10 protein-coding genes are annotated in these 13,702 nt (G+C 35.2%); 3 read left to right on the top strand and 7 right to left on the bottom strand.

Going from position 1 to position 13,702, the window contains the following annotated elements; all coding sequences use genetic code 11:
• The first annotated feature begins 427 nt into the window (after positions 1-427).
• On the top strand, positions 428-3,340 hold the full coding sequence (locus tag B3L86_RS07670) for a T9SS type B sorting domain-containing protein (protein WP_291117210.1): 2,913 nt from the start codon (positions 428-430) through the stop codon (positions 3,338-3,340).
• Positions 3,341-3,476: 136 nt separating this feature from the next.
• Positions 3,477-4,292, top strand: coding sequence for a T9SS type A sorting domain-containing protein (locus tag B3L86_RS07665; RefSeq protein WP_291117207.1), 816 nt, complete (start codon positions 3,477-3,479; stop codon positions 4,290-4,292).
• 67 nt (positions 4,293-4,359) lie between these two features.
• Here the strand turns inward: B3L86_RS07665 and B3L86_RS07660 are convergent, their stop codons facing one another.
• The 4 genes from B3L86_RS07660 to B3L86_RS07645 are packed head-to-tail and all read right to left on the bottom strand — an operon-like array spanning position 4,360 to position 7,099.
• A complete protein-coding gene (locus tag B3L86_RS07660; RefSeq protein WP_291117204.1) occupies positions 4,360-4,995 on the bottom strand; it encodes a hypothetical protein in 636 nt (211 codons plus the stop codon).
• Positions 4,952-5,539: a 16S rRNA (guanine(966)-N(2))-methyltransferase RsmD gene (gene rsmD / locus B3L86_RS07655; RefSeq protein WP_291117201.1), complete on the bottom strand. Its 588-nt coding sequence runs from the start codon at positions 5,537-5,539 to the stop codon at positions 4,952-4,954. The genes B3L86_RS07660 and rsmD overlap by 44 nt, the downstream gene beginning before the upstream one ends.
• Positions 5,536-6,354: a DUF3822 family protein gene (locus tag B3L86_RS07650; protein WP_291117198.1), complete on the bottom strand. Its 819-nt coding sequence runs from the start codon at positions 6,352-6,354 to the stop codon at positions 5,536-5,538. The genes rsmD and B3L86_RS07650 overlap by 4 nt, the downstream gene beginning before the upstream one ends.
• Positions 6,338-7,099 (bottom strand): hypothetical protein, encoded by a 762-nt coding sequence (locus B3L86_RS07645; RefSeq protein ID WP_291117195.1) that lies wholly within the window; start codon positions 7,097-7,099, stop codon positions 6,338-6,340. Before B3L86_RS07645 ends, B3L86_RS07650 begins: the two co-directional genes overlap by 17 nt.
• 121 nt (positions 7,100-7,220) lie before the next feature.
• On the opposite strand from B3L86_RS07645, the gene B3L86_RS07640 reads away from it, so the two are divergent.
• Positions 7,221-8,642: an ATP-dependent DNA helicase gene (locus tag B3L86_RS07640; RefSeq protein WP_291117192.1), complete on the top strand. Its 1,422-nt coding sequence runs from the start codon at positions 7,221-7,223 to the stop codon at positions 8,640-8,642.
• A 1,345-nt stretch (positions 8,643-9,987) separates the two neighbouring features.
• Here the strand turns inward: B3L86_RS07640 and B3L86_RS07635 are convergent.
• The 3 genes from B3L86_RS07635 to B3L86_RS07625 are packed head-to-tail and all read right to left on the bottom strand — an operon-like array spanning position 9,988 to position 13,701.
• The gene (locus tag B3L86_RS07635) at positions 9,988-11,403 is read right to left on the bottom strand and encodes an MBOAT family O-acyltransferase (protein ID WP_291117190.1); all 1,416 of its coding nucleotides are present in this window, start codon (positions 11,401-11,403) and stop codon (positions 9,988-9,990) included.
• Between the two features lie 2 nt (positions 11,404-11,405).
• A complete protein-coding gene (locus B3L86_RS07630) occupies positions 11,406-12,446 on the bottom strand; it encodes a hypothetical protein (protein ID WP_291117188.1) in 1,041 nt (346 codons plus the stop codon).
• A gap of 37 nt (positions 12,447-12,483) precedes the next feature.
• The gene (locus B3L86_RS07625) at positions 12,484-13,701 is read right to left on the bottom strand and encodes a DUF418 domain-containing protein (protein WP_291117185.1); all 1,218 of its coding nucleotides are present in this window, start codon (positions 13,699-13,701) and stop codon (positions 12,484-12,486) included.
• Position 13,702: the final 1 nt, after the last annotated feature.

The following is a 13,702-nucleotide window of genomic DNA, read 5'->3' as shown; positions in this document are numbered from 1 at the left end:
CTATTCCATTATTTCTTTTACTCTTTCTATGCTAAAGACTTATTTTTAGCTACAATTTTTCTGTAAATGATACTTTACTAATTCTCTCATTTTATGGTAGAATTAGTACAGTATCACATTTTTTTTGCCATAAAAAAAATTAATATCATAAAAAATGTTGCTAATTAAAATATTTTATTAAATTTACGTAATCGATTACAATTACTATTTAAAATGATATCTTGAAAATTAATTGTAGTTGTTTTTTAATGCTTCTTAAAGTCAATAAAGAAAAAGTATTTTTTATAGAAGTATTTAATTAATTACTAATAGTAAGAAAGTAAACGAGAAGACTATTTCAAAATACAGTTTATATCCATCAAATGAACTTGAAGAATCATATGGTTTTTTGAAATAATCTGTCTTAATTAATGAAAAGTGTAGTATAATGAAGCATCAAACTATGTTATTTAAAAAAACAATATGCATCCTTATTTTGTTCTTATTCAACTCCATGTTGACTCATGCGAATTTCATTTCATTTGATGTGAATACATACAGTACGAGAAATAATTTATTAAATACACCTGCACCAACGGGGGAGGGTTTTCAAGTTATCTGTTATACAATTTCCCCAACCGTAGAAGATTTGGAAGCCACGGGTTCCCAAATTTTGTGGTATACCACTGCTGTTGGTGGTGTTCCTTTGCCATCCACTACAACACTTTTGAATTGTCAGGTTTATTTTGCTTCCCAAACAATTGGTGGGATTGAAAGTAGTCAAAGACTTGCTGTAACAGTATTTTTGATACAATCTGTAATTACTGCAAGTGAAACAGTTGTTTGTCCTAATGCAACGGTACAACTAGCTGTTACGGAAAACAACTTTTCATTTGAACCCTTTACTATTTTGGATTTTTCATCGAGTTTTAATTCAAATCCTTCTAGTTCGTCATTCAATGGTAATACCTTGTTAACCCAAGCTCAAGCCGGAAATTTTGTATTTAATGGCGTTCCATTTTTTATACAACCCTGGGCTACAACGCTTAATGCATGGAGTGCTCGTTATGCTTCCGGTTCGAATCCAAGATCCTTGGTGCTTCCAACAACTTGCCGGATTATTACCGACTTTAGTTTGTTTGCAAATACCTATTGGGGTTTTTCAGGAACACCTGCTTTATTAAATGTTGAATTTTATAATAACAATCAGTTAGTCTATGTTAAAGATTTAGTTGGGGATGATGACATACGCGATTTTAATAATAGTGCTTCCTATACAAGTACAATTAATAATGTAAACACTGTTAACTATTGGACAAGTGCAAATTTGAATCGTAGATTGGACAGAATCAATATCCCTTTACCAACTCCAACAGCGGTGGATAAGATAGTGATAAACGATTTTGGTGCTACTTCGGTACAGCGTGTTTTTGTGCTTGCTACCACGCTTCATAACTTTCAATACAGTGTTTCCTATTTATGGTCAACAGGTGCTACCACACCAACTATTTCGGTTAATCCATCTACGACTACAGAATATTGGGTAGATACCACAGTAAATGGTCAAACTTGTAGAAAATATATAACCATAACGGTGTCTGATATAGTGCCAACGTTCAATCAAGTGTCACCCATTTGTTTAGGATCTCCTTTATCACCCTTGCCCGAAATTTCCACAAACAACATTAGTGGCAGTTGGTCTCCTCCAATCAATAACTCGGCAACTACAACCTATACTTTTACTCCTAATGCGGGGCAATGTGCTTCTATAACTACAATGACCATTGATGTGAGTGCTTCAATCACACCCGATTTTTTGACTAATTTAACGTTATGCAACAATGCTACTCCACCAGCTTTAAACACGACGTCTCCCAATGGTATTACAGGAATCTGGAATCCAAGTGTAATTAATGCGACGACAAGCGGTAATTATGTTTTTACACCTGATACGGGTCAATGTGGTATTCCAATAACTTTAAATGTAATTGTTACGGATAGTAGTATTCCTGATTTTCCTGAGAATTTAAGTCTGTGTCTTGGTGGTACTCCACCTTTATTAAACAACATTTCACCAAATGGCATTTCGGGAAGTTGGAGTCCAAGTGTCATCAATAACACAACCGGAGGGAGTTATATATTTACACCAATTCCGGGACAATGTGCGACTAATGCAACTTTAGTTGTAACAATAAATAATATAGTAGTACCTGATTTTCCTACCACTTTAGATTTATGTAGTGGAGTTATTCCACCTATTTTGAGTACTATTTCTCCTAACGGTATTTCCGGAAGTTGGAATCCGAGTGTTATTAATACTAACTCTAGTGGCTCATATTTATTCACACCTTCTAGTGGTCAATGTGCTTCAACAGTAACTTTAGATGTCACAATTCAGGCAGTAAACGGAACTATTATAGGTACAAATGAATTATGTGAAGGAGCTACTTCTCTCATGACGTCGGATGTACCGGGAGGTGTATGGTCTTCTGATAACGCAACGATTTTATCAATTGATCAAAATGGTACTGTCACCGGAATTCAACCGGGAACAACTACCATTAAATATGTTGTGCAAAGTTCTTGTACCTTAATTTTAACAAAAAGTGTTAGCGTGCACGCCTTACCCGAACCACAACTTGGTGACCTATTTATCTGTGTTGATCCGTTAAGCAATAATAATTTGAGCTCAGTGATTTTGAATAGTGGATTAAATAGTGCCACCAACAGTTTTGAATGGAGTTTAAACGGACAGCCATTATCTACAACGGCATCTTTTCATAATGCAACACAAGAGGGAATTTACAGTGTTACGGCAACGAACCTGATTACAGGTTGTGTGGGAACTACATCTGCTGTAGTACAATCATCCTCACAGGCAATAGCTACTTCAGCTGTAGGTATGGATTTTCAAGATAACCAAACCATAACTGTTACAGTTTCGGGTGGGAGCGGAGCTTATATTTATATTTTAAATGACGGTCCGCAACAAAACAGTCCCATTTTTACCAATATCCCTTCAGGAGAAAACACAATTATAGTAAGAGATCTTAACGGATGTGATGATTTGATACTCACCTTATTTTCTTGGCAGTATCCAAAGTTTTTTACTCCAAATGGAGATAATGTTAATGATATATGGGATATTAGCGGTTTAGAAAATCAAACCGATTCGAGTTTATTTATATTTGACCGTTATGGAAAACTAGTAAAAAGTTTGAGACCGTCTTTAGGAAATGGATGGGATGGCACATATTTAGGAAAGCCTTTGCCCGCCACAGATTATTGGTTTGTATTGCACTATAGAGATCGTCAGGGAAATCAAAAAAAGTTTAACGCACACTTTAGTTTGAAAAGATAGATATTATCCATTTTTGAACTTTGTTTTAACGATTTTCTTTTTATTATCATAAAAAAAAATAATATCATAAAAATTCATGTAAATAAAATTATTTTATTAAATTTACGTAATCGATTACCTTTAAAAATTAAATATTATGAATAAAAAATTACTTTTTAGTGTATTAACACTTTTATGTGTGGTGACTTCAGACGCTCAAACAAAAGTTTGGAATTTTTTAACAAACATGACTATTTTACCGGATAATTTTCCCGGAGTACCTGGTGGAACGGAAGATATTGTGGATCATTTAGGAAGATTTGGTCACATTACATCAAACAATTTTTCTTCTCAATCTACAGGGACTTCTACTTTTTCAGATGGATTTCAATCCGGCAGAAGAGCAAATATGAATGGCGGTTCTGTTGCAGATGGAGCTTTGCCAACCATGCGGTTTTTCTTTTTTGACGTTTCAGGTAATTGTACCATAAAAGTTTGGGCTAGAGAACAAAGCACATCCAATAGAACACTTGTTATCAGTGATGGAGAAAATGTGCTTGCAAGTGCACCAAATTCCAGCAATCCGGGAGCATTTATCTTAGAAGCAAACAATACAAATGGTGCAAAAAGAATATTTGTGTATTGTGACACAAATGGTTTTGGAATTTATAAAATTGAAGTTAATGGTGCGACAGTTAACACAACAATGTCAATGGCTGATTGGTTATTGTTATTAAATGTGAAAGACACAACATTGTCCAACATTAATTATTATGTAAAAGACAAAACAGTTTACTTAAATAATATTGATAGAGAATCAACTATTTTAGTCTATTCTGTTGCAGGAGCTTTAGTGAAATCAATAAACACTACTTCCTCTGAAGTGTCTTTTGATATAAATCAAACAGGACTTTATATTCTTAAATTGAGTAATAATTATGGGCAAAAAACAATTAAATTGCTTGTAAATTAAAATGTAAAGTTTTTTTTAATCTTGAAAATCATCACGGTGGTTGTAAGTGGAGCGGTAATAAACTTCTTTATTTGCAACCACCACTTTTTTTGAATTGTTTCATGCCCTTTTCCAAACATTTTTTCAAAATAGTTTGGGCTGATTTTCCAAAAAGTACATCTTCTCGATTATTTTCTACTACAATTTCCCCTGAAGTGGTTTGAGAATAAATCATTTTTTCAGTCGCCACTTCATACACTTTGAACGTGATTGAAGCAGTTGATTTTTCTGCATTTTTCATCGGTTTAAAGGTAATACCGCCGATGTCGTTATCACCAATAGAACCGGTAATTTGAATTACATAATCAATTGTATTAGTGGCTCTTAAAAGTGATAAACTTTGATTGGAATTTTTAGCTGTTAAAATCGGCACATTATAAATGGATTTTCTCTTTCCGTAGCTTAAGTAAAGTGAATCGTACAAACAATTTTGTAACTCTTTTTCTGAATAGTCCGAGAAATCTGAAAAAGGTTTACCGTTAATGGTAACATAGTTTAAAAACCATTTCCCTTCCGTAAAAGAAATATCATATAAACTAGTTTCTGCAACAGTTCTATATGCCGGAAAATAGCACGCATTTAAACTAAAAAGAAGGACTAAAATCGGGAGGATAAAAATTTTATTCTTCGCTGTCATCATCGTATTCGTCAATTTCAGTGTCATTGTCATTTTCATATTCAAAAAAAGAAAATACAGAACCTCCATAGTTTTTTTGAAATGAAAAGTGTTGCAAATGATTGAGTTTTGTATGCTTGGAATGTTCAATAATCAACATACCTTCTTCATTCATTAATTCATTTTGAAAGACCAATTCGCTTATTTTTTCAAACTTCGCTTGGTCTAAATCATAAGGAGGATCAGCAAAAATGATATCGAAATCTCCTTTGGTTTTTTCTAAGAATTGAAATACATCACTTTTGATGGCAGTGATATTAAATTCATATTCGTCTGTCGTTTTTTTTATGAAGGAAACGCAACCAAAATTTGCATCAACAGCAATAATGGGTTCGCTGCCTCTAGAAGCAAACTCATAACTTATGTTTCCGGTTCCGGCAAAAAGATCCAGTACTTTTAACTCAGATAAATTGAAATGATTATTGAGAATATTGAACAAAGCTTCTTTGCTCATGTCGGTTGTAGGTCGTACCGGAAGATTTTTGGGTGCGGAAATTCTTCGGCCTTTATATTTGCCGGAAATTATTCTCATGAGTGAAACAAAATAAAATTTTTTTGCTTGTCATATGAGGTGAACGGGTGGCTTTCTTCAAGTTCTGTTTCATATAATGAAACATTTCTGATGTAACGATACGCTTTTTTAAACAACTCACTTTCCTCTTGAATGTCACCTAATAAAAATAATTTTAAGGATTCCGGATTTAAATGGAGTTGTTCTGCGGTAAACAGCAGATAATAAATGAAATCATCCGGTGTATTGTATTCAAAGGAATTAAACAACAATAGCTTTTGATTTTGAATGACTACAATTTCAAAATGGTTGTGTTTGAAATGAATAAACATTTTGACAGTTTCATCATTTTTGGAATTCTCTAATAGTTTTGAAACTAAAATACTTGAGGAATGCATGTATTCAAACGTGCCTATTTGATCAATCAGATAGTTGTTTATGTTTACGTAAGGCACATAAACATTTACCATGTCATAATTTTTAATGGGATCAAATGTAAAATAATCGGTTTCAAAAACTTTAGTGTTATACTGCAAGTAACTTCCTTTGTATTCCTCATCAAATAGGGGAAGAGGGACAAAAGTGTTTAGAGTATTATCATGAAGCACCACCACCTCATCATAGGTTTTTGTTAAATCCTTTTCATCTAAAAAAGTTTTCCATAAACAATTCTCTATGGAATACGTCTTTGGATATTTTTTAAAATCAATTTCTTTATAGTTAGAAATCGTGTTGTTTAATAGGTCACGGCAACAAAAAGAAAGCCCATTCAGTGAAATCTGAATGGACAGCCTTTTATAATTTTTTTCTGTAATTGTATTATTCGTTATTACCATATTTTTTTGGCCAGTTTCCTGACATACTAACTTCTTCTAATGAACCTAACATAATAAATTCACCATTAATACCATCCACTGAAACTACATTTTTTTCTCTTTTTACTAAACTTTGATCTTGGTCTTTCAATAAATCAGCTTTGTTAAGTTTTGCTTCAAATACCGGAACTTTAGTGTCATTTCTATCTATGAAACCTGATTTTAATTCAATTTTAGCTTCAATACCGTCAACACGTACCAAGTTTAATCTTTTGTAGCGATCTGAATCTTTAAATAAAGAATCTTTAATACTCACTTTACCGATTTCTCTAACTTTTACAACATCTTTAAAATAACCTCCTACACCATCTGCACCTACACTTAAACCAAAGGCTTTATTTTTATCGGTATCTATCACAGAAGTATCTTTACGTTCAAGGATAACAAATTTTTCATTTTCGATAAAGGTAATTAAAGTGTCTAAATTGTCAGTATACTTACCGTTAATTGATTTGTAAGCCAATTGAACCGCTTTAATATCAATCATTTTGTTTACTGCAGCTTGAAATCTTTTTTCTTTAAGTTTATCAAACTCAATAGGAGCTTGAATGGATTGATAAATTAAATAAGCAAAAACTGCTGAGATTAGCCAAAGAGCAATAGAAATTACAGGCTTTAATTTTGAATTTACCTTTTTGTCGATAAATTTTACCAACCCAAAAATGGCAAGTACAAGAACAACTACAATAATAATGAATGTTATCATTTTTTTAGAAAATTTATTTAGTCTATATGGCAAATCTACAATTTTTTTTTTTTCTCAAAAGCATTTGCCGCAAATTTCATATGTATATTTGAATTTTAATAATTTCTTAAAATTAGATAAAATGGATTCATCCTTGTTTTACAGTATTTTACATAAAAATTTCCCTTTTCAAACTACTTTAAAGCAAGATATTTTTTTTCAAAAAATTGCAATTTTTGCTACAAACGAGTCAAAAAACGAATTATTTCTCCTTAAAGGTTTTGCCGGAACTGGAAAAACAACTTTAATTTCAACCTTAGTAAACCAATTGCAATTTATAAATAGAAAATTTGTTTTGTTGGCTCCAACAGGAAGAGCAGCAAAGGTTATTGCTAATTATTCCGAAAAGCCGGCATTTACTATTCACAAAAAGATTTACTTCCCAAAAAAGAATCCATCAGGTGGGATTAGTTTTACGCTACAACAAAATAAACACAAAAACACGCTATTTATTGTAGATGAAAGCTCAATGATTTCGGATGCACCACAAGATTCGAAAAACAGTCAGAGCAATTCGCTGTTGGACGATTTACTTTCTTATGTGTATTCGGGTGATAATTGTAAATTGATCTTGATAGGGGATACCGCTCAGCTTCCTCCTGTGAATTTAACCATTAGTCCGGCTTTGGCAGAAGATACCTTGCGGATGTATTATAATAAAGAAGTACATCATTTAGAATTAGATGAAGTCATGCGTCAGGAAGTAAACTCCGGTATTTTATTTAATGCAACTAATTTAAGGGAAGTGTTGGAGGGTTTTGAAATTAATTCGTTTGCGTTCAATTTGAAAGGATTCAAAGATATTGTTCGTTTGACGGACGGTTATGAAATTCAAGATGCGATTCATTCTTCCTACAGTAATAATGGTTTGGAAGAAACAACGTTTATTGTTCGTTCCAACAAAAGAGCCAATCAATACAACCAACAAATTCGAACGCAAATTCTTCTTAGGGATTCTGAACTTTCAACCGGAGATTTAATGATGGTGGTAAAAAACAATTATTTCTGGTTGAAAGATTCCGATGAAGCTATTTTTATTGCCAATGGTGATATTGTTGAAATTTTAGAAATTCACAAAATTCAAGAATTGTATGGATTCAATTTTGCCAAAGTAAAAATCAGAATGGTGGATTATCCGAATCAAAAACCGTTTGAAACCATTTTATTGTTGGATACTATTAGCAGCGAGTCACCATCATTAACCCAAGAACAATCCAATAGATTGTATCAGGAGGTGTTGAAAGATTATGAAGACGAAGGGGCGATGTATAAAAAATTGAAAAAAGTAAAAGAGAATGAGTATTTCAATGCATTGCAAGTAAAGTTTTCCTATGCAATAACATGTCACAAATCACAAGGAGGTCAATGGACTAATGTTTTTGTGGAACAGCCCTATTTGCCGGATGGAATTGATAGGGAATACATCAGATGGTTGTATACTGCGATTACTCGGGCTAAAGAAAAACTCTATCTTATAGGATTTAAGGATGAAATCTTTGAGTAAAGTTAAGCTAGTGTACCATGGAAATTATCTAAGAGTTTATTATAAATTAACTGCTAGATTCTAGATTTTTTTATTTAATGTCTAATTAAATTGGATTCTGGTAAATGATTCTTGTTATTTTTTAGAAGAAATATCTGCCTTAATTTGGAGTATTCAAAAAACTATGTTATTTATTCATTATATTCCAGTGCTGTTTTTTTTGAAGATGACCACTGATTCCTTGAAATAGTCAAAAGCAATCACTAACTTTTTATCCCTCTAAAACGTATTACCTGCATTCATCAAGGTAATTGTTAATATATAGGGTCTTTGGTTTCCAGGAAAATAGTGATGCCTTACGTATAATGTAGTACTGTATTAGTAGAATTCCCTTTTCAAAATAGAAATCGGTAATTGATATAATCACGTCACCCATACCGATTGTAAAATTCATCCGCTTACTGTAGTTCAAGCTCTTTAGTAGGTTTCCAACGCCAAATATCTCCATTGTTTCAATGTGCATAGTTCTTTTGTTGGTAGTCACTATGAACATAGTCAAATAATTAATCAGTAAAAGTTTTTTTAATAATTAGTTTTTAAATACATCTTTGGATCCCGATTGGTTTCTTTTTCGGTAATAGTCCTTAGCAACTCCAATTTATTGGCTTTATTGGTCTCAAAAATAGTTAAAACCATGTTTAACAGTGTGTTTTCTTTTCTGGCTCTAAAAATATTAACCACAAATTCACAATTTTTTTACTTTCAAAATTTTAATTATGCGAATTTGTGGTTAATTTTGAACTGTTTTTTAAGTATAAATGACCTTACAATTATCATCAAGTCCGTTAGACCTGTCCATTTATAAATCAACAAGAATAAGGAAAGACAGTACTATTTAAAAAACTTTTTACAGTGCTTATATGATTCATTTATTTACAACTTCGTAACTTCCCATTGTATTTTTTTCCTACGATTAAAGGTTCACCCTTTTTTATATATTTCAATAGCACCACTTCCATGAGATATAAGTTTAACGGATGTGGTAAAAGCGTTTTATCTCCCAGTAGAAGGCACCTATAATAAATTATTGGAGGCTATCACCTTTTATTTCCACACCGTCTTATGAATTCAAACCAATGTTGCCATCCAACTTTGTAAATAATAATATCGCTGGGATTCATCAATGTCGTAATGTCATCCCCGATTGTGCTCCTCGGAATCTTTTAGTTTAATTTGGTTAGAGTTTCCTGTATTACTTACAAAAATGTTAATTGTTGACATGATTTTAAAAATTTAAATATTAGTATTCTTTATTGTTTACCAGGTATACCATATAGTAAGTAGCTAGCTGACGGCTGTTATAGTTTTAAAATTGAAAATAGATGAATTGCTCTCCACTGCCTTGTGCTATCAAAATCAAGAAGAAGAGTAGCCCCCAAACAACACCCAACAACCAAGGTGACGTTTTCAACGAAACTTCTTTCATTGACGTATTTCTCATGAACCAATGGCAGAAGAACATCACAGTAACCACTACAAACACCTTGAGCACATCAAAAGTGGCTACTATTTTTTCGCCTTCACCATTCAGAAAGCTCATGGAAGTAATCATGTTCCAAGCCGTACCAAACTCTCGGGATCTAAAAAACACCCATGTGATGTTGACACAGGTAAAAGTTAGTAACGCCAAGAAGATGCCATTAGCCGCCGTAATCTGAAACGGAAGGTACCTACGTTGCAGGCGTTCTAAAATAAGATATACCCCATGCAAGCCACCCCAAACCACAAAGGTCCATGCAGCTCCATGCCACAAACCACCTAACAGCATGGTGATGACTAATGCGGCATACATACGAGCTACTCCAAACTGATTGCCACCCAACGGAATATATAAGTAATCACGCAACCAACTGGACAATGAGATGTGCCAACGCTTCCACAAGTCTGAAAACCCTAACGCCGCATACGGATATCGGAAGTTGTCGGGTAATACTATACCTAACAACAATGCAATCCCGATAGCACAAGTGGAATACCCTGCAAAATCAAAGAATATCTGTCCGGAGAATGCAAGGGTACCAGTCCAAGCATCCACACCATGAAGTAGTTTATTGGAACCGAATACCTCATCGGCAGTGTTAGCTAGTAGTGTATCGGCCAATACAATCTTTTGAAACAAACCCACGGTGAGTAAGAACAACCCCCAAATGAATTGATTGGCGGTGGCTTTCTTCTCTTCATAAAACTGCGAAATCAGGTCTTTGGCTCTAACAATAGGTCCGGCAACCAATTGCGGGAAAAAGGTCACATACAAAGCAAAGTCAAGAAACGTTCTTGCCGGTTCGATTTTGCGTTTGTACATATCAATGGTATATGACATGGTTTGAAAAGTATAAAACGAAATCCCCATAGGCAGAATGATATCCATCGGTTGAGCTTGATAACCATAGCCATAGGTATTGACTACAGAGGTAAAGTTATCAAGTAAGAAGTCTCTGTATTTGAAGAAGGCAAGAAAGCCCAAGTTGACTACCATACTCAATATTAACCACCCTTTTCGCTTGCGTTCGTTTTCTTCTACAGCCAGTTTTTGACCAGCGGTCCAGTCAACCATCGTAGAAATCCAGAGCAACAGCACAAGAGGTGGGTTCCACAACCCGTAAAATACATAACTCGCTAAGAGGAGCATCCGCTTTTTGGATGTCCAATTGAAAATAGGCGAATAGTAGAGTGCTAAAACCAGCACTAAGAAGACGATGAAACTTAAAGAATTAAACAGCATGGTTAGTTGGTTTTAGAGGTTGGAATGACATTTTCTTTTAGTAGAATGTTTACGAATCGTTCTGTAAACACCGAGGCATCTGGACCTGACAAGTGAGACCATTCGGGAGTGTCAAATCCGGTTAGAGGTTCATAATCGGTATAGTGGTAAGCAGGAACCCCTGCTTGCGACACCAATACATCCCAATAGTCTTTTCGGGAAAAGACATTTGTTTCTAAATCATGGAAAAAACCGGAAGAGGGTAAACGCACAAGAATTACTTTTCCACCGCGAGCTTGAAACTTCTCTAGGTCTTTGAGGAAAAAGGCAATCGTACCGTCTTTATCCGGTGGCGGCATGTCTGCCATCATAAAGAATTTCCACACCTTTTTAATCGAACCGGCAAAGGCTGTATCGGTGACCACTCGTTGCTTCATGCGAACATTTCTATCGCTATCAATATCCTGAAAGCGATAAAAAGGTGGCATATCGGGTTGGGTGGTACGTTTTTCCATTTTGATAGTTTTCAACAAAGCCTTCAAGTTGATGTCGTCATACCAACCTTCTTCATCGTCACTGAGAAAAGCAAAGGTGTTTTGAAGCGGAACAGACAAACTGTAATTCCACCGTTGGGCATAAGTTCGGTCATGAAAAAATTTTGTACGCGAACTTGCTCTTGACCAAGGCGGAGCTTGCGGATAGGTAGTAGAAAAAAAGAGGGGAGGAGTAACCCCAACAATGACGGTCCCATTAAAGTTGCTGTTTTCCACAATGTCATTAAAAACAGGCAGCGGTGAGGCACCGGCATTGGCTAATTGAATGGGTTGGATGCCTGTTAACGCTTTCCATTCTTTCAATTGGATGTCAAATAATACGCGGGAAGAACCCACTAACACCACATCGTTTGAAATGGCTTTGTCTACTTTGGCTCGGTTGCGAGCCCACAAGTGTTTGTCATCATCCAAATCAGGGAAATACCCCTTTGAACGCCAAAAGAGTTCCCAACTTCCAATGGCAACGAATCCTACGCAAAGGGCAATGATTACTGTTTTTTTTAAATCCATGTTTTATTGGTTTAGGTTAGTAAATAATTTATAATTTTTATTTTTTATAGGTTAATTTTCGCCAGAGACCCTCGAAGGGTCCTTGTTTAAATCGTTGCAACCACAAGTTGCTCCCGATGATTTGCACCGTGTAGATTAGCAACGCAATACCAAAGATGGCAATGGCTCCGAACTTTCCGGCAAAGCCGAGTCCAATTCCGTAGAAGAAGCCAATCGCCAAGAAGGATTGCATGATATAATTGGTCAACGCCATTTTCCCCACGGGTTCAAACCAACGGAATAGCGTAGCTTTCTTTTGATGCAGTAACGCAAGAACGGCAGCATAACCCAAGGCCAGCGGTACGGTGCCGAGAGCATAAGTCAGTGTTTTTAACGTACTTGCATAGGGTAGCTCATAACCAAAGAAGTCGATGTAGGTGCGAAGAAAACAAATCGGCAAACCGATTGTAATGCCGAGTAACGCAATTTTACGTAACAACTTGGTATTGGTTAGGAGGTTGTTGTGTAGAATGGCTCTTCCGGACCACAGCCCGATCAGAAAGATGCCCAGTACTTTGAAAGGACGTCCTTCTTCCAAAAGATAGCCGATACGAATGAACACGTTGCTGAGGTTGGCTTTAAAGAACACGCCCCAATCCTCGTTCTTGAGGTAATGGTTCATGTTGGTGGTTTTTACTTCACCAAACTCCCGCATCGGAATGTCGAAATAGGTTGCTACTGCCTGGTTCATTTTGAAAAAGTGCTTGGGGTAGTTCCACCCGATGTGGTTGATTACAAAATCATTCACCAGCGGTAACAACAATAGTATGATGGCATACTTTAGGAGGTTTTTGTTAGTGGTATGAACAAAATGCATCAATACAAACCCCAGTACAGCATACAACGTAAGAATGTCACCCAACCAAATAAACGTCAGATGACACATCCCAATCACGAACAACCAAAACATCCTTCGGGTAAAGAAAGGCACAAAAGGATGTTCGAGCTTCTGCAAACTATGGTATTGAATGGCACATCCAATGCCAAACAGCAACGAGAAGATGGAATAGAACTTTCCGTCCACCAAGGTGTACAACACAAAATCAAAAGGCATGTCCCAAGAAGATGCCGCCCATGGATATTGTTCCGCAGGGTCCATAAAGAACAAGCCCGAGAAATAATAAATGTTGGCCACTAAAATGCCTAAAATAGCAATACCACGTAAGGCGTCGAGAAATTGGATGCGGTCTTTTTGTGGGGTTATAAGTTTTACCATC

It is taken from the genome of Flavobacterium sp. UBA6135 (assembly GCF_002428305.1).
Classification (GTDB): domain Bacteria; phylum Bacteroidota; class Bacteroidia; order Flavobacteriales; family Flavobacteriaceae; genus Flavobacterium.
The sequence above is the reverse complement of the archived record's forward strand: the minus strand, read 5'-3'. Positions and strand labels throughout refer to the sequence as shown.